Raw genomic sequence first — 20,707 nt, 5'->3', positions numbered from 1 at the left:
AAGCAATAGAAAAATAACCGCTCGATGTGCTTACTTCTTTTTGTCTGTTGGTGCTATATTTGGACCATTTGTGGTCGAAGGATATTATTATTCTTGAATTTGCTATGTTAGATGTGTATAATGATGTCACAGCGAACTATTGAAAGAGGTCGTTGCTCATGACAACACAAACAATTAACCAATTTAATTCACTTGCTCGACCTAATCTTGCTACAGGTTATAGGAGGTAATCTAGATGACAAAAAGTAACAACAACCAAATTACGGATATCTTAAACAATATCTATAATCTTATTATAAATCCAGAAACAACTGAAAATGAGAGAGAGTTGCTCGTAACGTTTAAAAATGAAATAGAAGTTGGGAAGAAGGATAATGACGAGCTTCTTGCAGAATTAAGGAGAGCTATTCAGGCTCTAGCAGTCAGCAATCTTTCTAAAGGTAAATCACTGAGTTCTGGAGTGAGTGACTTGAGTAAGACTCTCACAGAATTCCAAGAAAAATCAGAGCGTAACATTAATCTAGCAAGAGGATTGACATCACTCGGCAGTTTGTCTTTTAAATGATTTATCTGCTTGTGATGATTAGTAAAATGACCAAAAAGATCAACTGAATTCAACCTGCTAAGTTGGATTTAGTTGATCTTTTATTGTCGTTTTGGGAAATCATTTTCTAGTGTTATAATGGTGCTATTAAGGAAAGGATTCAAGAATGATGCATAAAAGGAATCTGATAGAAGATAATAAAAGAGGTGAGAATCAAAGCTTTCTCTACTTCCTGCACGAGGAGAAAAATTTGATGTAAAAGCACTTGATGATTTGTGTCACTACATCATAGAACTGGATACAATCAGTCTCGAGCAGTTGAGAGATATCCATTATATTGAAAATCAAATACTACGCCATCTCGTGTATCATTTTGATGATAATGATCTAAGTAAGATTTCAAATCTCCCTTTTGAGTATTGGGAGTATATAGAGCCCTTTGAACGCTTGGTGGCATGTTTGTATGAGGGTGAAGGTGAGGAATGACAATTATCCAGGCCATAACAAAAACTTGCTCGAGCGTTTAAACCAGCAGTATGGCTATGCTAAAGATGTTAAGGAATATTTTGACTTGAAGTAGATTGATGATAGAGATTTTGCCGGTAGCCTTACTAGGTTTTAGAAAACAAAAAGAAAACACCAGAAAAAATGATTTCTGGTGTTTTTGAATACATTTTGGCAAAAATGAGGTATTTTTCAAATACTTACAGTTGTTAGTTTGATATTAATCCTTTTTCTCTGTAGCTACGCCATTTTCGTCAATAATATAGGTTTTTCCATCTTTTTCAAGCGTAGTGTTAGTGGTAATTGGAGAACCTTTTGACTCTGGACTAACTGATATCGGCTTTTCAAAATGATAAAGTTTACCATCAAACTCTGCCCATTCGCCACTAAAAGGAGTAGTCATATAAATTTTAGGATTGAAATAATAGAGCCTATTATCTTCTAACCGAATGACACCTGTTTTTACAACTCCATTCTCATCAGAGATACAGAAACCATTCCAAGAGGTCGAGGTGTCTGTAGCTGTATTCCTTAGAAGTCGTCCTTTAGGGCCCAAAAGATAGGTCTTTTCATTGATAGTTTTTAGATATGTTCGGTCTTCAGCTCCCCATGGTGGGCTAATATAGTAGGTTTCATTATTGTGATTAACCCACCCGAACTGTAGATGACCGTCCTTATCAGCATAATAGTATTTGTAGTTGCCGTCAATATCATTAGCAAGCATACTACCGTCTTTTTTGAAGAAATAATCGAAACCACCTATCTTGTATGTATCATTTCGAACTTGGTAGCCATCTTCTTTAAAATAAACACGTTTACCGTCAATAGTTGCCCAACCAAATATCTGGCTTCCATCCTCGCCAAAATAAGTATATTTTTTAGAAAAGTAATCGCCTGTTTCATGGAATTTATTTACGAACATAGCACCAGTATCTTCATCGAAGAAATAGTACTTTCCATCAAGCAGAAGTTGTTTTCCTTTGGCTTGTTTTCCAGTTGGATCAAAGTAGTATTTTTGATGATTAATAATTTGAAGTCCAGTGGCTAACTGTCCATTTTCTTTAATATAAGCCCAATCACCATCTTTATCTTGAATAAATTGTCCAGGTTTGTTCATCGTTACATAACCATTTTGGTCAATGATATAACGAATACCATTAAGTTCAAGTGTTCGGTTAGTCCACATAGCTCCGCTGTCTCTATCGAAATAATGTGTTTGACCGTCAATTTCGACAAGTCTTCCCTTAGCTTGTTTGCCCTCTTTATCAAAGTATAGAGTGACATTATCTATTGAATGGAGTCCGGTGACAGCTTTTCCCTCGTTATCAAAGTAGTACCAATTCCATGCATCATCGTGTTCGAAACGATTTGTTAGTTTAGTTTCGGTCGCTACTCCTTTATCATCAATGAGGTAGGCTTTTTTATTGTAAACTAAGGTCTTGGAAACTGTGAGAGGGGAAGTTTCGGAAAGCGAACTTGTTCTATTGAAAGCATAGAATTTATTGTCACTTTGAATTACAGTTTCTTCAATTTTAGTTAAATCTGTGTTTTCTGGAAGTAGATGTCCGATGTAAAAATCATTGTTTTCATCAAGATAGTATAGATTACTATAATTATCACCAATAATACGTTTAATCTTATCGGTCTTTGTTCGTACTCCGTGGTCAATAATGTCTACTTCTTCCCTGACGGTATCGGTATAACTTCTTCCACCATTCTTGTAAGTTCTGTTTATGCTAGGCTCTAAGTGGTATAGCTTACCATCAATCGTTTTCCAAGTAGGTGTTGTAACTGTAAACATTTTGGGGATATTGCTATTATCAAAATATCTATTATTTTCAAAATAATAGAGTTTACCATTATTTGCAGTGCTAACACCAGTAAGTAAAACCCCATCCTTATCTGTACCTACGATGCCAGAGTAGACTGCATCATAATCCAGTTCCTGACGTTTGAGTAAAGGTCCGAGATAGTTTTTTAGAAGTTTGCCTTCAAAATAGTAATAGTCCTTGCCACCTTTTTTGACTATATCAGTGACTGGTGAACCAGAATTTGAAAAATAGTAGTCATCACCATTAATATGATGTTCTCCGGTTAGTACTTGGCCAAATTTATTGGAGCGATAGCTAGTATTTAAAGTTCCAACAAAGACACGTAATGACTGAATATAAAAGGCATCTTTTACCAATTTTCCATGATTATCAAAGAGGTAGTTTTGTCCTTTGAAGATAGTAAGATCATTTTCAACTCGACCATTATAATCAAAATAATAAAGTTGATCGCCAACTCGATGCCATCCATAGTAACGTCGACCATCAGAACCATAATATTCGTTATACGTTTTAGCAAATGGTTCCTGTCTTCTGATTTCAATAGACCAAGTATGCCAATAGTTGGTTTTTACAGCACCTGAATAGTGACTAAAATAGTAATGGGAGCCGTCAATGATTCTTTCCCCATTTTTCGCTTGACGACCTTCTTTGTCAAAGTAAAGAGTTACTCCATCTACATTTTGCCATCCTTTTAGTTTCTCTCCTGTTGCGGTGTAATAGTACCAGTTGCCTGAGGAATCTTCTTGGAAATGGCCACCAGAAACAAGTGGACGTTGAGGAAGTTTCTGTTCAGTTTCAATCAAAAGTCCATTAGCTTCTGCGTGGTAAGTTTTTCCATTGATAGTAATGTCGGTATTTATGACCTTATGACCACTATCCTTATCGAAGTAATAGGGTTCGATACCTATTGTAACGATTTCACCCTTAGCCTGAACACCGTCTGGGTAGAAATACATATCGAAGCCATCTATAGACTGTTCGCCTGTGACAAGTTTTCCTTCTTTATCGCTATAGTACCAGTTTCCATCGTCATCTGACCAAAAACGGTCACGAACCATTTGGCCACTATCTTTTTGAAAATAATAGGAATTTCCATCTAGGACGACAAAGGCATCTTTAGCTTGGACACCATTAGGGTAAAAGTAGAGTGGTATATTGTCAATAACTTGTTTACCTATAAGTGCTTTCCCATCTTGGCCTAAGTAGTACCAATTTCCATTCTTATCAGATGCAAAAGCATTGCGAGTAAGTTGTCCGCTATCTTTCTCAAAGTGATATGTTGCTCCGTTAACTTGACGGGTGTCTCCTTTGACTTGCTTACCATCGGCATCAAAGTAGACCGTAACATTATCAATATTTTGCATACCAGTAAGTGCTTTCTCGTCCTTAATGTAGTACCAATTGCCCTGACTATCACTAGTGTAATGACCTCCAGATATCACGGGACTTTCTTCTACTTTATGAGCAGTATTTGTTTCAGAATCTGGTGTTCCAGAGCTTACTACTTCACTGCCAGTAACAGTAGAGACTTCCGAACGAAGAGCTTGTTGAGAGTTAATTTCAGAAGTACTTGTTTCTGTAACAGTTGCTTCAGTGGTACTTAGATCAGATTCAGTAGAAGTAGTTTCAGTGATGTTTTCTCTTGTATTGGGGGCGTCGAAAGATTTGTTTTCTTCTGGTTTAGTAATGACTTCATTAGTTGACGAGCTTATGACATCAATTGCGCTTTCTTGGATGTTGCTTTCAACAGTTAGTTCTGAGATGGGGGGAGTCTGTTCAGCTGCGTTCACATAGCCCAAGCTTGCAAAACTAAGCCCTAGAGCTAGACCGGTTACTGCAATGGTTACCCATTGTTTTTTTACTTTGTGAAGTATAAAATATACTTTCTTTTCCATGATAATGGTCCTTTCATTAAATTAAACAATAGTAGTAAGGATAAAGTTAACTTATGAGTGGAGTTAAAGTAGTATTACAGAATTCTTGCTTACATATTAAGTTTATCACCGAATTCTAATAAAATCAAAGAATTATGTAAACGGTTTCGTCTTTTATAGAAATCTCTTTCCAACTCTTTTCTAAACAAAACTGATAGTATATGAATGATAAACTTTCATTAAAGAGAGTTAATGATGTATTTGCTTTAAGTTAGCAGCGGATAGATCCTTGAGTAGGGTATTTTTGATATTCATAATATGCTATCCACTGATTTTAGAACGCCACCAAAAAAGCCACTGGTATACAAAACCAATGGCTTTCAACAATTTATTTCTTCTTCCCTAGTACAAAATAGCGGCTAGGGATTTGTTGTGTCAAACTGACGGCGATGGCGATGGTAAAGGAGGCCAGGAAACAAGCTCGTAGGAAGCTGAGGCCTAGGTCTGCATTTCCGATTAAGAGGAAGTAGACCGCACGGTAGAAGCTCATCCCTGGGATGAGTGGGAACATGCTTGAGGCTAGGAAGACTGTAGCTGGACATCTACGGTAGTGAGCCAAAAAGCGTGAGGTGATAGTGACTAATAGGGCAGGGAAGAGGATGGCTAAGACCTCGTGATGGGTATTGTTCCAAATCAAGAGGTAGAGGAGCCATGAGCCCGCTCCTAGGGTTCCGAGGTCCAAGAAGTATTTCTTAGGCACTCGGTAAAGCACGGAGAAGGCTGCTGTCCCTAGTCCTGCCATGAAGGTCTGAATCAAGACCCCCAGCCATGAGGTTGACGGTGTTGAGAATATGCCTGATAACTGTTCCGCAAAGGGGAGGATGGAAATCATGGCAAGAACACCGACAGAGATAGATAGACAAGTGGAGACCCCTGACAACATCAGGGCCAGACCGCTATAGTAGTTGTTCTGGGTGAATTCTCGAATGGCATTTACAAAGTAAGCCCCAGGAATCAAAATCATCAAGGTGCCCAGAATAATCACGCTACGATGTTGCCCGATACCCAAATAATAGAGAATGTTAGCTGATAAAGCGGCAATGGCACTAGAAAGGATAATCTGCAAGAAACTGGTATGAATAAAACGGGAAAAGAGTTGCATGCCAATCCCTACAAAAACTTCCGATATAGCCGCAGCAGTTCCATCAATCCAGCTACTTCCAAGGGCTAGTGAGAAGCTCCCTGCACCAATGACACAGGCTATAATATCCTCTAAAGGACGATAGAAAGTCTTCTGCTCAATGGTTTTCAGCTTTTGGAAAATGCTAGATACAGGCTGATTTGGCTGTTCTGCCAGTTCTCGAGACAGGCGGTTTACTTCCTCTAGTTTACCTAGATGGATAGACGGGACTGAGGTAGCTAGGACACGAGACTCTTTAAGACCTGAGCGGTTGAGTCCAGAAATCATGACTCCTCGATTGACCACATAAGTGGAGAAGTCTCTGATACCAAGAGACTTGGCCATGTGTCCCATGGTGTCCTCGATACGGTAAATCTCAGCACCGCTCTCCATAAGGACACGGCCTGCCTGAAGGACGGCATCCATTTCATTTTTGGTTTCTATTTCTGTCTCTCTTGGAAAATCGATGGTCATTTGAACCTCCTTAGCGCTTAATTCGTCATTCCATTATAAGGCTTGAATGGTGGTTTTTCAATAGCTTTGACGACTAAAATAGGACTTTCTATGAGATTTTTCTTCTACTTAATGATAGGGGGCAGGAAAATGGGGGGGCTTGCCTTTTGCCTTGCTATTGGTAGAGGCAAATGCTACAATTAAATTATAAAATGTATGCGTTTACATATTTTTACGCTACCTTTCTCAAAAAGCGTTTAAGTCCTTTATTTATAGGGGTCTTAGCAATTAAAGAAGGGAACAAATGTAAGTGCAAATAGATGATACCTTTGAAAAGGAGGCAATTCCATGAAAAAAATTATCAATAAACCTGAAAATGTTGTGACAGAGATGCTAGATGGTTTGGCTTATGTTCACAGTGATTTGGTGCATCGTGTTGACGGCTTTGACATCATTGTAAGAAATGAGCAGGCTGCTGGTCAAGTTGGTCTCATTTCTGGTGGCGGAAGTGGTCATGAGCCAGCTCACGCTGGTTTTGTAGGTGATGGTATGCTTTCAGCAGCCATCGCAGGTGCAGTATTTACGTCACCAACGCCTGATCAAATTTTGGAAGCTATCAAGGAAGCAGATCAAGGGGCTGGTGTCTTCATGGTTGTTAAAAATTATTCTGGGGACATCATGAATTTTGAGATGGCTCAAGAATTGGCTGAAATGGAAGGTATCGAGGTTGCCAGTGTCGTTGTGGACGACGATATTGCTGTGGAAAATAGCCTCTATACTCAAGGTCGTCGTGGGGTTGCAGGTACCATTTTCGTGCATAAGATCCTAGGTCATGCGGCTCGCGAAGGTAAGTCTCTGGCTGAAATCAAAGACTTGGCTGACAAGATTGTTCCTAATATCCACACTATTGGTTTGGCCCTTAGCGGTGCGACAGTTCCTGAGGTCGGCAAGCCTGGTTTTGTCCTAGCAGAGGATGAAATAGAGTACGGTATTGGTATCCATGGTGAACCAGGCTATCGCAAGGAGTCTATGCAACCTTCTCGACAGTTAGCTGAAGAATTGACAGGGAAGCTCCTTGAAGCCTTTGAGGCTAAGTCAGGCGAACGCTATGCCCTTCTCATCAATGGTATGGGTGCGACACCTCTCATGGAGCAGTATGTCTTTGCTAATGATGTAGCAAGCATTCTTGGAGATGCCGGACTAGATGTGGCATATAAAAAATTAGGTAATTACATGACATCTATTGATATGGCAGGCCTCTCATTGACTCTGATGAAGATTGAAGATGAGGCTTGGCTTGAGGCTTTGGAGAGTCCAGTTAAGACTATTGCTTGGTAGTCTGACGTGAGAACTAGAAATTAGGTATATTATGGATAAAACAGTTGCAGTAAAATGGATGCAAGGCTTTAACCAAAAAGTTGAAGCAGAAAAAGACCACTTGTCTGAATTAGACGGTCCTATTGGAGATGGTGATCATGGTGCTAACTTGGCGCGTGGTATGGCGGCAGCCATTGAGGCTATTAACAGCACTGAACCACAAAGTGCAGCAGAAGTGTTCAAGGCGGTTTCTATGGCCTTGATTAGTAAAGTTGGTGGTGCGTCAGGTCCGCTTTATGGGTCTGCCTTTATGGGCATGATGAAGGCTGAACAAGCTGGTCAAGATCTGGCAGGAGTGCTTGAGGCGGGTCTCGAGATGATTAAAAAACGTGGTCATGCACAAGCTGGTGAAAAGACCATGGTGGATGTTTGGCATCCGGTTGTTGAAGCTGTCAAACAAGGTCAACTAACCAATGATGTCATTGACCAAGCTGTTCTTTCAACCAAGGATGTTGCAGCTACCAAGGGGCGTGCCTCCTATGTCGGTGAGCGTTCAATTGGTCACATTGATCCAGGCTCTTATTCGTCTGGTCTACTCTTCAAAGCCTTGCTAGAAGCGGAGGAATAGGACATGCCAGAACTTGGAATTGTGATTGTATCCCACTCTGCTGATATCGCTAAAGGTTTGGTGAGTCTGATTCGTGAAGTTGCACCAGATATTCCTTTAACGGCTACAGGCGGTCTTGAAGATGGTGGACTGGGATCTAGTTTTGACCATGTTCAAGTAGCAGTGGATAGTCAACCTGCTAAACGTCTCTTGGCCTTTTATGATCTGGGCAGTGCTCGCATGAATTTGGAGATGGTTGAAGAATTTTCAGACAAGGAAATCCTTATTCAGCAGGTACCTCTCATTGAGGGGGCCTATGCGGCATCAGCCTTGCTTCAGGCAGGAGCGAGTGAAGTTGAAATCTTATCACAGATAAATGAATTAACCATTCAAAAATAGAATAAAGGAAAACTATGACAAATCAAATTAAGTATAAATGGGCTAGTCTTGGGACGGGTGTTATTGCCAATGAGTTGGCACAGGCTTTAGAGGCTCTAGGTGGTAAACTCTATTCCGTTGCTAATCGCACCTATGATAAGGGTGTTGCCTTCGCTGAAAAATACGGTATTGAAAAGGTTTATAAAGAGATTGATGAAGTGTTTAAAGATCCTGAAGTGGATATTATCTACATTTCAACGCCTCACAATACGCATATCAATTTTCTTCGCAAGGCACTCGCAGCAGGTAAACACGTCCTCTGTGAAAAATCTATCACCTTAAATAGTGAGGAATTGGCAGAAGCTATCCAACTCGCCGAAGAAAATCATGTCAAACTGGCAGAAGCCATGACCATTTTCCATATGCCTATCTATCGAAAACTATCTGAAATCGTGGAAAGTGGTAAGCTAGGTCCTCTCAAGGTCATCCAGATGAACTTCGGTTCTTACAAAGAATATGACATGACCAACCGCTTTTTCAATCGTAATCTAGCTGGTGGTGCCCTACTTGATATCGGTGTCTATGCCCTATCCTTCGTGCGTTGGTTTATGACCTCACAACCGACAGAGATGGTTTCACAGGTCAAATTAGCTCCGACTGGCGTTGATGAGCAAGCGGGCATTCTTCTTACCAATGCAGAAGGGGAAATGGCGACGGTGACGCTAAGTCTTCATGCTAAACAACCTAAACGTGGCACCATCGCTTATGACAAGGGCTATATCGAACTTTACGAGTACCCACGTGGGCAAAAGGCAGTCATCACCTATACGGAAGATGGCTCACAAGAAGTCATCGAGGCCGGAGAAACCGCCAAAGCCCTCCAGTATGAGGTCCTAGACATGGAAGCAACTGTTGCAGGCGAGGATGATCATACCTACCTCAATTACAGCCGAGATGTCATGGAACTTATGACTCAACTCCGCAAAGACTGGGGCTTGGTCTACCCAGAAGAAGAGTAGCGATTAGATGATAAACAAGACCAGTATAATGTACTGACTACAAAAGATAGACAGTCTCTTAAAAGGATTTAGCCCTGCATAAGATAGGAATAGGTCTATTTAACCGATTCTATATAAATACATTTATGTCAAAGGAGAAAGACATGAGAAATTTTGCAAGTCCGTTACGTTACATTCAAGGTGAAAATGCCTTATTTGAAAATGCAAAAGCCATTTCAGAATTGGGAACTCATCCTGTTTTACTATGTGACTCAGTAGTTTATGATATTGTAGGTAAACGTTTCGAAGAATACCTTGTTCAAAATGGACTCACAGTTGTACCAGTCTTCTTTAATGGAGAAGCATCGGATAATGAAATTAATCGTGTGGTCAGCCTAGCCAAAGAAGAAGGCTGTGATTTAGTTATTGGACTCGGTGGCGGTAAGACTATCGATAGTGCTAAAGCTATTGCAGACCTTCTACAATCGTCAGTTGTTATTGCCCCAACTATCGCATCTACAGATGCTCCAGTTTCAGCTTTGTCTGTTATCTATACTGACGAGGGTGCCTTTGAGCGCTATATCTTCTATTCTAAGAACCCAGAGTTGGTTTTGGTGGATAGTAAAGTGATCTCTCAAGCACCAAAACGTTTGTTAGCATCTGGTATTGCAGATGGCTTAGCAACTTGGGTAGAAGCTCGAGCAGTTATGCAAGCCAACGGAAAAACTATGCTAGGTAAACACCAAACTCTAGCAGGGGTTGCCATTGCTGAACGCTGTGAAGAGATTCTTTTTGCAGATGGTCTACAAGCCATGGCCGCTTGTGAAGCTAAAGTGGTAACGCCTGCCCTGGAAAATATTATTGAAGCTAATACCCTTCTTAGTGGTATTGGATTTGAAAGTGGTGGTTTGGCTGCTGCTCATGCCATCCATAATGGTTTCACAGCTCTCACTGGCGATATTCACCATTTGACTCATGGTGAAAAAGTAGCCTACGGAACTCTTGTGCAATTGTTCTTAGAAAATCGTCCAAAAGAAGTTTTGGATAAATACATTCGCTTCTATCAACAAATTGGCATGCCAACTACTCTTAAAGAAATGCATCTTGAAAATGCAAGCTACGAAGATCTTCTCAAGGTTGGTCAACAAGCGACTATTGAAGGAGAAACTATCCATCAAATGCCATTTGAAGTGAAAGCCTCTGATATTGCCCAAGCAATCGTAGCAGTAGATGCTTATGTTAATGGATTGGACTAAGTAAATGAGGTCTTTTGTAAGGAAAGTGCCTCTATTCCCGTATAGGAATACTATCCCCCTCAGGCACTTATCCCAACAGGATAGACAAATTGTTATAGGAAAGGGTTCAGTTCTGTATTAGATAGGACTGAGCCCTTTTTACTATTTAAAAACCAATATTTCCAAAGTCCCTCAAAGCGGTTTAAGAACTTTTGAAAACATAAAACATTTTCAAGAAATCTTGATTTAACAGTCATTTCCCTTGTGTAAGCGTTTCAAAAGGTGTATACTATAAATGAAAAGATAGGAAAAGGAGATGACTAGTGGCTAGTATTACAATTGAAGCGAGCAAGGTAGCTAGAAAGAGTCCTATTCGCGTAGACAGTAGTCTTGTGGGGACAGTTTCTGGAGTGGAAGACGTGAGCGTTTCCCTACCATCGTCAAAAGCTCGTTTGAGTGTCGGAAAATTGGGTTACAAGTCTAACACTATTACGGTGGAGGACGGGCAAATTGTCCGTGTTACTAGCAATTTTCTAAATCGCTTTATAGCGATAGCGCCATTGTTACTTTATCTTGTTGGAGGTCGTTATCTTCCACTTGTTGCTGTCCTATCTACTATAATTTTGCTTTTTAGCTTACCTTTTCTCAAGTTAGAAATCGTAGGCTGATTAGAATCGGGAGTGGCTTAGCCCTCTGTTTGATACCTTTAACTCACTTTTTCATAATAATGCTAGGCCACTCCCTTTTCATTGGGAACGGGTCGAGACGAAAGAGTGGGTTATCAAAAAGGGAACTCGATAGAGTTTCCCTTTTTTTTCTCCAGCTAAAGTGATTTCGAAAAGACCCCAGTTGGTAAAACTGAGGTCTTTCTTGTTTTAAATCATGAATTACTTACGGTACAATTTGTCGTATTGATAGTAAGGATCGAAGGTCACATTGATACCGAGCTTACGAAGAACATTTTTGTCTTCATCGGTAAGAATGATTGTTGAGTGAGCTTCAGAACCTTTGAGGTTACCAAGTTCCTCCATGGCACGGGCCGCATCCGCATTGTTGGCAGCAGTAATGGCCAAGGCGATAAGGATTTCGTTGGAGTGGAGACGAGGATTACGGCTACCCAGATGGTCAATTTTCAGACCTTGGATAGGTTTAACCACTTCAGGCTCGATAAGTTTAGTATCCTTATCAATACCTGCAGAAGTCTTGATAGCATTAATCAAAGCAGCTGCAGTTGGACCAAAGAGTTCTGAATTCTTACCAGTGACGATTTGACCATTTGGCAATTCGAGGGCAAGAGCAGAACCACCTGTTTCTTCAGCCTTAGTGCGTGCTGCAACAACCACTTGGCGATCTTCAGGAGTAATACCAAGGTCATTCATGAGCAACTCAATCTTCTTGACAGCAGTCTCAGGAACACGTTCATTTTTGAAATCAAGGACGGTTTGATAGTAGCGACGGATGATTTCTTGTTTAGAAGCTTCTTTGGCTGCCTCATCATCCGTAATGGCAAAACCAACCATGTTAACACCCATATCCGTAGGTGAAGCGTAAGGTGACTCACCAAGGATGCGCTCAAGCATACGTTTGAGGACTGGGAAAATCTCGATGTCACGGTTGTAGTTTACCGTAGTTTTGCCATAAGTTTCCAAGTGGAATGGGTCAATCATATTGACATCATCAAGGTCGGCAGTGGCAGCTTCATAGGCCAAGTTGACTGGGTGATGAAGTGGCAAATTCCAAACTGGGAAGGTTTCAAATTTTGCATAACCTGATTTGATGCCATTGATTTGGTCGTGGTACATGTTAGACATACATGTCGCCAATTTACCAGAACCAGGACCAGGAGCAGTAACGACGATAAGGTTACGGCTAGTCTTGATATAGTCATTTTTTCCCATACCTTCAGGAGAAATGATATGGTTCATATCCGTTGGATAGCCCTTGATTGGGTAGTGGATGTAAGATGTGATGCCATTTTTTTCCAATTGGTTACGGAAAGCATCGGCTGCAGGTTGACCTGAATACTGCGTAATAACAACAGAACCCACATAGATATTGAGTTCGTTGAATTTATCAATCAGACGAAGGACCTCTTGATCGTAAGAAATGCCAAGGTCACCACGAGCCTTAGAGTGCTCGATATTGCTAGCATTAATGGCGATGACCACTTCAACCTGATCTTTGAGCTCTTGAAGGAGCTTGATTTTATTGTCAGGCTCATAACCGGGAAGGACACGAGCAGCGTGGAAATCCTCCAACATTTTACCACCAAACTCCAAGTAGAGTTTCCCGTCAAACTGGTTAATACGCTCCAAAATATGGTCGCGTTGCAGATTCAAATACTGTTCAGAACTAAAAGCTTGTTTCTTCATAAATAAAAATACCTCTGAGGAAAATTATATCAAATGCCTGAGGTAAATGCTATTAGCGAAAGTCGATTTGTTGGAGAAAAAGAGTTTAAAGTCAATCATGATTAGAATATTTAATTTCATAAAGGTTTCACATTTGTCGTCTATAATTAGAATAAGAAATTAAAGCATCCTCACTTATCTTTGGTATAGCTGAGGGCCAATGTCTTAAATGGAGGTGGAAGATGGTTCTCTTACAACAGGCAACTGCTTATATTTTTCGCAAAAAAACGCGGAATTTTATCCTTTTTCTCATTTTATTTTTGATATTATCTTGCTTGTATTTTTGTTTCTCTCTTATGCAAGTTGGTGGAGGAATGAAAGCACAAATCAGGAAGTCAAGTGGGGCAAGTTTTGCTCTGGTAAGTAAAGAAAGAGGCAGTGCATTTTCCTGGAAAGAGGGGGAAAAGATTAGTCATCTATCTGATGTGATGACAACGATACCTGAATATATAAGCCCAGTACGACTAATCGATAAGAAGGTCGTTACAGGAAAACAAACGGTGAAACGTGATGACCTTGATAATGAGGCTAATCAAGCCTTGGGAGCCACTTTCACTAAGGGAACAGGACAAAGTGTTGATTTTAGGAGTGGTGCTTTTCAACTTCTTAAGGGAAAGCACTTATCTGCTAAAGGTCAAATTATGATTCATGAATCGCTTGCTAGAAAAAATAAGCTAAGCGTCGGAGACAAGCTGACCTTGTCCAATTTTCAGGTGACTGAAAATAGAGCTAAGAAAATGAGCTTTGATATCGTTGGTATTTTTTCTGGCAAGAAGGAGGAGACATTTACTGGAATGTCCTCAGATTTAAGTGAAAATCAAGTCTTCCTCCATTATGAGGACTCTAGCCAGCTGCTTAATTTGACTGATAAGTTAGTGACAAAATTATCCTTTGGTATTAAGAATCCAGATAGAATCGACCAAGTCATTAAACAAGTGGAACAATTAGATATCGATTGGTATCGTCTACGTTTGGACGAGGACCGAAAGGCTTTTGACTCCTTGAAGGAATCGTCTCAAGCGCTACAAGAAATAGTCAGAACGATGATGATTAGTTTAATTGTTACAGGAGCAGGTATCCTCTCGTTTTTAATGGCACTATGGACGCGTGAGAGAAATCATGAGATAGGTATTCTTTTAGCAATTGGGAAGAGCAAGGGACGCATTTTTGCTCAATTTCTTATGGAGATATTGTTGGTGTCCCTTATGTCTTTGCTACCAGCCCTTGCTATTGGACGACTACTAAGTCGACTGTTTTTGCAAGAATTTATAGGACAGCAAGGACAGCAGCAGGCTCTTCAGTTATTAGATCAAATTCCTCAGGGACTACCTTTAGGGCTATCTTATCTATGTCTTCTAGTCTTGGTAATATTATCGCTCGGTGTGACAACAGGTCTCATTTGGCGCAAAACTCCAAAAGAAATCTTATCTAATATGAGTTAAGGAGAAAGGAACACTATGTTAGAACTCAAAGATGTTACGTATAGTTATCAAAATAAAAGTGAAGCTATCTTCTCGAAGGTGAATTATCGTTTCGAGAAAGGTAAATTTTATAGTATTATTGGGCAATCTGGAGCGGGAAAAACGACCTTACTTTCCCTTTTGGCAGGTCTTGATTATCCCAAGAAGGGGCAGGTCTTGTTTAATGGAGAAAATATCAAGAAAAAAGGCTCTAGTTATCATCGTAGACACCATGTTGCGCTTGTTTTTCAAAATTACAATCTCATTGATTATCTTACACCTTTAGAAAATGTACGACTTGTTAATAAAAATGCCGATAGGAAGATACTTTCTGAATTGGGATTAGATGAAAAACAAATTAATCGAAATGTCCTGCAACTTTCAGGTGGGCAACAACAACGTGTAGCTATTGCGCGGGCTTTGGTTTCAGAGGCTCCAATTATCTTAGCAGATGAACCGACAGGAAATCTAGACGAGGAAACTGCCAAGGATATTATTGCTATCCTTAAAAGAATGGCCTTAGATCGCCAAAAATGTGTTATAGTTGTCACGCACAGTAAGGAAGTTGCTCAGGCATCTGATGTGGTTTTAGAGTTGAAGAAGAAACAACTCATAGAAAAGAAAAAATAAAGAAAGGGCTCTTATGTTTCGAAACGCTTTTGCATATATTACACGAAAATGGTCAAAGTCACTATTACTGTTAACTATTATTCTTTTGATGAGTACTCTTAGTTTGTTAGGACTTGCTATGCGAAGTGCAACCCAAGAAGCTGCATCCAAGAGTCTAGGGGCAATTACCAATAGTTTTTCAATGCAGATTAATCGTAACACGAATCCTGGAACTCCTCGAGGGGCTGGAAATCTTAAGGGAGAAGATATTAAAAAGATTAGTGAGACTAAAGGAATTGTTTCGACTATTAAACGGATAAATGGTATTGGTGATTTACTAGATTATGAGATTATTGAAACAGAGCAAACGCTACAAAATCAATCGCCAGAACGTGCTAAAAATTTTAAGTCTACCTTGATGTTGACAGGAGTCAATGACTCATCAAAAGAAGATAAATTTGTTTCAGGTGCTTATAAACTAGTTGAAGGAGAACATCTAACCGATAAGGACCATAATCAAATCTTGATGCACGAAGGTTTAGCTAAAAAGAATGGTCTTAATGTAGGAGATAAAGTAAAGCTTAAATCTAATCTCTATGATGCTGATAACGAAAAAAGGGCTGATGAAACAGTAGAAGTGACTATCAAAGGTTTATTTTCTGGTCAAAATCAAGCTGCCGTTACCTATGCTCAGGAGTTGTATGAAAACACCCTCATCACTGATTTAGACACAGCTGCAAAACTCTATGGTAATACCGTAGAAACTACCACTTATGAGGATGCCACTTTCTTTGCTAAAGGTGATCAAAATATTGATTCCTTGATAGCAAAGATTCAAAAGTTGGACATTAACTGGACCCTCTACGATCTTGTTAAGAGTTCATCAAACTACCCTGCTTTACAGGAATCTATTCTTGGGATGTATCGTGTGGCAAATCGTATGTTTATTGGAAGTCTCATTTTTACAAGTTTATTGCTAACCCTTCTGTTGATTTTATGGTTAAATGCTCGTCGTAGAGAAGTTGGTATCTTTTTGGCCTTGGGACTTAAAAAGACACAGGTTGCGGGTCAATTTTTAATGGAATTACTGATGATTGCCTTACCAGCCTTTCTTTTATCATATGGTTTAGCGAGTTTCTTTGCCGAAAAAGTTGGTAAAACAGTCCTTTCCAATGTTACGGAAGGTATCAATAAGCAAATGACAAAAGAATCTCTAGCTGCAAATCTCGGTGGAGGGGCTGAGGCAGAGAGCTTCAGTAAGACTCTGACTCAGATTCATATGACAGTCCAACCTAAGCAACTTTTAGTAGTTATTCTAGTCGGTGGCTTTATCTTAAGCTTGGTATCCTTAATTTCTTCTCGCTGGCTTCTTCACAAGAAACCCAAAGACCTCTTAGTTGATGTTGAATGATAAGTTTGCTGCACCTATAAAAAACGGTATAATGAAAGAAAGCGACTATATATAGATGAAAAGGATAATGTATGAAGATACTAATCGTAGAAGATGAAGTCCTGATTCGAGAAGGGATGAGCGACTATCTCATGGAATGTGGCTATGAGGTCTTTGAAGCAGGCGATGGGCAGGAGGCCCTGGACCTCTTTCACAAAGAAGCGCCGGATCTAGTCTTGCTGGACATCCAGCTTCCTATCCTCAATGGCTTGGAAGTCCTCAAGACCATTCGCAAGACCAGCTCAGTCCCTGTCCTCATGCTAACGGCCTTCCATGACGAGGACTATAAGTTGACAGCCTTTGGAGAGTTGGCAGATGGCTACCTGGAAAAACCCTTCTCCTTGTCCCTCTTGAAGGTCCGTATCGAAGCTATTTTTAAAAAGCTTCAACCTTCACGGGTCTTCACCTATGGAGAGGCACGGGTGGATTTTGAGAGTTATACAGCCAGCCTAGCTGGGCAAGCTATTTCCATGAATGCCAAGGAGTTGGAAATCTTGGAATACTTGCTCCAGCATGAGGGCAAGGCCCGGACCCGCTCTCAGATCCTCGATGCCGTCTGGAAGGAGACGGAAGAGATTCCTTTTGACCGGGTGATCGATGTCTATATCAAGGAACTACGAAAAAAACTGGAGCTAGACTGTATTGTTACGGTACGCAATGTCGGCTATAAATTGGAGAGACCATGACCAAACGGAGTATCTTTGCAAAAATCTTTCTGATCACCTTTGCCCTTTTTAGTAGCTTAGTTATCCTTCTCCATGCTTCGGTTTACTTTATTTTTCCATCGAGCTATATCGAGTCCCAGCGCCAGACGATTTTGAAGAAATCGCAAGCACTGGCCAAGAGTTTCCAGGGTCAGGAAGAAGGGACCATTGAGTCGGTCATCGACCTTTATTCCAAGACCAATGATATCAAGGTGTCTATCAAAGGAAAGCAAAAACAAAATGCCATAGAGGTAAAGGATGACCTGCTCGTGAACCCTGATAGCCAAAATAATTCGGTGGTTATTGAAGAGCGAAAGATTCAGACCAAGGAAGGGAACGACTTAACCTTGCAATTCTTAGCGACCGTCGATTCGCAAAAGGAAGCGCGAGATATCAGTCTGGGCTTTCTTCCCTATACACTCCTTGCTTCTTTTGTTCTGTCGCTGATTGCATCCTATCTCTATGCCCGCATGATTTCTGCTCCAATCCTTGAGATCAAGCGGATGACCAAGCGGATGAAGCGCCTGGATCGGACAGCCAGTCTCCCCATTGACTCGCAGGATGAGATCGGCGTTCTCAAGCAACACATCAACGACCTCTATCACCACCTTTTAGAAGTGATCGACAATCTAGAGAAGCAGAAACAGGAAAATCTGAAGTTGGAGCAGATGAAGGTCGAATTTCTAAGAGGGGCTTCGCATGAACTCAAGACGCCTCTAGCTAGCTTGAAAATTATCCTAGAAAATATGCGAGATAATATTGGTCGCTACAAGGATCGGGACCGCTACCTATCGGTCTCCCTCGATATCGTCGATGAGATGAACCAGATCGTCCTGGAAATCCTGTCCCTATCTTCTATCCAAGAATTAGGTGGTGAAAAGGAGTGGATCCAGTTAGATGATGTGGTAAATCGCATACTCACTCAAAATCAAGTGTTGGTTGAGACTCGCTCCCTATCAATTGAAAATTATCTTCCGATAACTAGTATTTTCATGAATTTAGCTATTTTAAAATTGGTTCTCTCAAATATTATCAGTAATGCCGTCAAGCATTCTGATAAGGGTGGAGTGGTTCGAATAGGTTTAGAAAATGGAGGAACCGATTTTGTCATTGAAAATACAATTGTATCTAAAGAAAATTCTTCAACTAAAGCTCAAGCTAAGAAAGAAGGAGGATTAGGGCTTTTTGTGGTCAAATACCTTCTAGAACATGAGGAACTTAGCTATAGATTTGAGGAAAGTTCTACGGGGAGGCGCTTTGTTATGGTCTTGCCCAAAAAGTAAAAAGCGATGGTTAAGGTATTAACTATCGTTTTTTTGTATTGTTAAAATAATCAAAGGCTAACCTTACATTTCAACTCTATTGTTTTTCAACATTACCAAAAATTTAAGGAGTCTGGAGTATAGGTCATTGAAATGTTTTAAACAACGAGAGAAAACGCTTGCATAACTTCTAGAAAAACGTAAAATAGAACCATCAGACTCACGATGATAATAAATACTAGGAGTAGAATCATGCAAAAATACTGGTGGCACAAGGCTACAATTTATCAAATTTACCCCAAGTCATTCATGGATTCCAACGGTGATGGCATCGGTGACCTCAAGGGGATTATAAGTAAGCTAGACTACCTTCAAAAACTTGGAATCACAGCTCTTTGGCTTTCTCCTGTTTATGATAGCCCAATGGATGATAATGGTTATGATATTGCTAACTATGAGGCTATTGCGGACATTTTTGGGGATATGAACGATATGGATGAGCTTTTGGCGGAGGCTAAGAAGCGTCATATCCAAATTATCATGGACTTGGTGGTCAACCATACGTCTGATGAGCATGCTTGGTTTATCGAAGCGCGTGAAAATCCAGAAAGCCCTGAACGTGATTTCTACATTTGGCGAGATGAGCCCAATGAGCTAACCTCGATTTTCAGTGGATCAGCTTGGGAATATGATGAGACCTCAGGCCAATATTATCTGCATTTCTTTAGTAAAAAACAGCCAGACCTCAACTGGGAAAATCCACAGTTGCGCCAGAAAGTATATGACATGATGAATTTCTGGATTGATAAGGGAATCGGTGGTTTCCGCATGGATGTGATTGATATGATTGGTAAGATTCCAGATCAACTGATTGATACAAACGGTCCAAGGCTTCACGATTACATCAAGGAGATGAACCAGGCGAGCTTTGGCAAGCATGACCTTCTAACCGTTGGTGAAACCTGGGGAGCGACACCTGAAATTGCTAAACAGTATTCAAATCCTGATAATCAAGAACTTTCAATGGTTTTCCAGTTCGAACATATTGGACTTCAGCATAAGCCAGATAGCCCTAAATGGGAGTATGAGAAGGAGTTGGATGTTTCAGCACTTAAGGTTATTTTCAATAAATGGCAAACTGAGTTAGAGTTGGGACAAGGGTGGAACTCATTATTTTGGAATAATCATGATCTACCTCGTATTCTTTCAATGTGGGGAGATACTGGTGTTTATCGTGAGAAGTCAGCCAAGGCCTTGGCTATCCTCCTTCATCTCATGAGGGGAACACCTTACATTTATCAAGGCGAAGAAATCGGCATGACCAATTATCCTTTTAGAACTTTGGAAGAATTGAATGACATTGAATCTCTCAACTATGCCAAAGAAGCTCTCGAAAAAGGGGCATCACTAGAAAGAGTCATGGACCAAATTCGTCAGGTGGGTCGTGACAACGCTCGAACACCAATGCAATGGGATGCGTCTAAAAATGCTGGATTTAGCACATCGGATAAGACTTGGCTACCTGTTAATCCGAACTATATGGACATAAATGTTGAGTCAGCCCTCGCCAATCCAGAATCAATTTTCTATACATATCAGAAGCTCGTAGAGCTTCGTAAGACTCAAGATTGGTTGGTAGATGCTGACTTTGAACTCTTGGAGACAACTGACAAAGTCTTTGCTTACATTCGGAAAACCAAAGATAGCAGTTATCTGGTTGTAGTCAACCTATCAGACCAAGAACAAGACTTCTGTTATGATTTCGAAAGAGCAGAAGTTGTCATTGCAAATACCGAATTAGAGCCAATTACAGACCAAGGCAAACTCCAAGCCTGGGATGCCCTTTGTGTCAAGGTGAGATAGAAAGAAAAATGGTTGTCAACTAACTG

The 20,707-nt window shown here is 40.4% G+C and carries 16 protein-coding genes and 1 pseudogene; 14 read left to right on the top strand and 3 right to left on the bottom strand.

Annotated elements, in window-relative coordinates:
* The first annotated feature begins 235 nt into the window (after positions 1-235).
* On the top strand, positions 236-565 hold the full coding sequence (locus BSR19_RS07045) for a bacteriocin immunity family protein (RefSeq protein WP_037610543.1): 330 nt from the start codon (positions 236-238) through the stop codon (positions 563-565).
* 145 nt (positions 566-710) lie between these two features.
* Positions 711-1,030 (top strand): annotated as a pseudogene (locus tag BSR19_RS07040) (hypothetical protein).
* A 238-nt stretch (positions 1,031-1,268) separates the two neighbouring features.
* Here the strand turns inward: BSR19_RS07040 and BSR19_RS07035 are convergent.
* Together BSR19_RS07035 and BSR19_RS07030 are read right to left on the bottom strand one after the other, a co-directional pair.
* Complete coding sequence (locus BSR19_RS07035; RefSeq protein WP_156246884.1) at positions 1,269-4,775, bottom strand: glucosyl transferase; 3,507 nt, start codon at positions 4,773-4,775, stop codon at positions 1,269-1,271.
* 367 nt (positions 4,776-5,142) lie between these two features.
* Positions 5,143-6,408, bottom strand: coding sequence for a threonine/serine exporter family protein (locus BSR19_RS07030; RefSeq protein WP_156246883.1), 1,266 nt, complete (start codon positions 6,406-6,408; stop codon positions 5,143-5,145).
* A 327-nt stretch (positions 6,409-6,735) separates the two neighbouring features.
* Between BSR19_RS07030 and dhaK the strand changes: the two genes are divergently transcribed.
* The 6 genes from dhaK to BSR19_RS07000 all read left to right on the top strand — a co-directional run bounded on the left by dhaK (position 6,736) and on the right by BSR19_RS07000 (position 11,590).
* Positions 6,736-7,725, top strand: coding sequence for a dihydroxyacetone kinase subunit DhaK (dhaK, locus tag BSR19_RS07025; protein ID WP_002891299.1), 990 nt, complete (start codon positions 6,736-6,738; stop codon positions 7,723-7,725).
* 31 nt (positions 7,726-7,756) lie between these two features.
* Positions 7,757-8,332, top strand: coding sequence for a dihydroxyacetone kinase subunit DhaL (gene dhaL, locus BSR19_RS07020; protein ID WP_060973040.1), 576 nt, complete (start codon positions 7,757-7,759; stop codon positions 8,330-8,332).
* 3 nt (positions 8,333-8,335) lie between these two features.
* Entirely contained in the window at positions 8,336-8,710 is a 375-nt protein-coding gene (dhaM, locus tag BSR19_RS07015; RefSeq protein WP_014634742.1) for a dihydroxyacetone kinase phosphoryl donor subunit DhaM, read from the top strand.
* 14 nt (positions 8,711-8,724) lie between these two features.
* Entirely contained in the window at positions 8,725-9,708 is a 984-nt protein-coding gene (locus BSR19_RS07010) for a Gfo/Idh/MocA family protein (protein WP_060973039.1), read from the top strand.
* 143 nt (positions 9,709-9,851) lie between these two features.
* Complete coding sequence (locus tag BSR19_RS07005) at positions 9,852-10,943, top strand: glycerol dehydrogenase (RefSeq protein ID WP_060973038.1); 1,092 nt, start codon at positions 9,852-9,854, stop codon at positions 10,941-10,943.
* A 302-nt stretch (positions 10,944-11,245) separates the two neighbouring features.
* Entirely contained in the window at positions 11,246-11,590 is a 345-nt protein-coding gene (locus tag BSR19_RS07000; RefSeq protein ID WP_002891292.1) for a hypothetical protein, read from the top strand.
* Positions 11,591-11,809: 219 nt separating this feature from the next.
* Here BSR19_RS07000 and BSR19_RS06995 read toward each other — a convergent pair whose 3' ends face one another.
* The gene (locus BSR19_RS06995; protein ID WP_037602244.1) at positions 11,810-13,294 is read right to left on the bottom strand and encodes a DUF1846 domain-containing protein; all 1,485 of its coding nucleotides are present in this window, start codon (positions 13,292-13,294) and stop codon (positions 11,810-11,812) included.
* A gap of 221 nt (positions 13,295-13,515) precedes the next feature.
* On the opposite strand from BSR19_RS06995, the gene BSR19_RS06990 reads away from it, so the two are divergent.
* The 6 genes from BSR19_RS06990 (at position 13,516) to dexB (ending at position 20,681) form a co-directional block, all read left to right on the top strand.
* Positions 13,516-14,775: an ABC transporter permease gene (locus tag BSR19_RS06990; protein ID WP_045001613.1), complete on the top strand. Its 1,260-nt coding sequence runs from the start codon at positions 13,516-13,518 to the stop codon at positions 14,773-14,775.
* Positions 14,776-14,790: 15 nt separating this feature from the next.
* Complete coding sequence (locus BSR19_RS06985; protein ID WP_060973036.1) at positions 14,791-15,423, top strand: ABC transporter ATP-binding protein; 633 nt, start codon at positions 14,791-14,793, stop codon at positions 15,421-15,423.
* A gap of 13 nt (positions 15,424-15,436) precedes the next feature.
* Positions 15,437-16,813, top strand: coding sequence for an ABC transporter permease (locus BSR19_RS06980; protein WP_156246882.1), 1,377 nt, complete (start codon positions 15,437-15,439; stop codon positions 16,811-16,813).
* Positions 16,814-16,884: 71 nt separating this feature from the next.
* On the top strand, positions 16,885-17,538 hold the full coding sequence (locus BSR19_RS06975; protein ID WP_002891287.1) for a response regulator transcription factor: 654 nt from the start codon (positions 16,885-16,887) through the stop codon (positions 17,536-17,538).
* Entirely contained in the window at positions 17,535-18,839 is a 1,305-nt protein-coding gene (locus tag BSR19_RS06970) for a sensor histidine kinase (RefSeq protein WP_156246881.1), read from the top strand. Before BSR19_RS06975 ends, BSR19_RS06970 begins: the two co-directional genes overlap by 4 nt.
* 231 nt (positions 18,840-19,070) lie before the next feature.
* Entirely contained in the window at positions 19,071-20,681 is a 1,611-nt protein-coding gene (dexB, locus tag BSR19_RS06965; RefSeq protein ID WP_156246880.1) for a glucan 1,6-alpha-glucosidase DexB, read from the top strand.
* The last annotated feature ends 26 nt before the right edge of the window (positions 20,682-20,707 follow it).

Origin of the sequence: Streptococcus salivarius (genome assembly GCF_009738225.1) — a bacterium.
Taxonomy (GTDB): Bacteria; Bacillota; Bacilli; order Lactobacillales; family Streptococcaceae; genus Streptococcus.
This window is presented reverse-complemented; position numbering and strand designations above follow the sequence as displayed.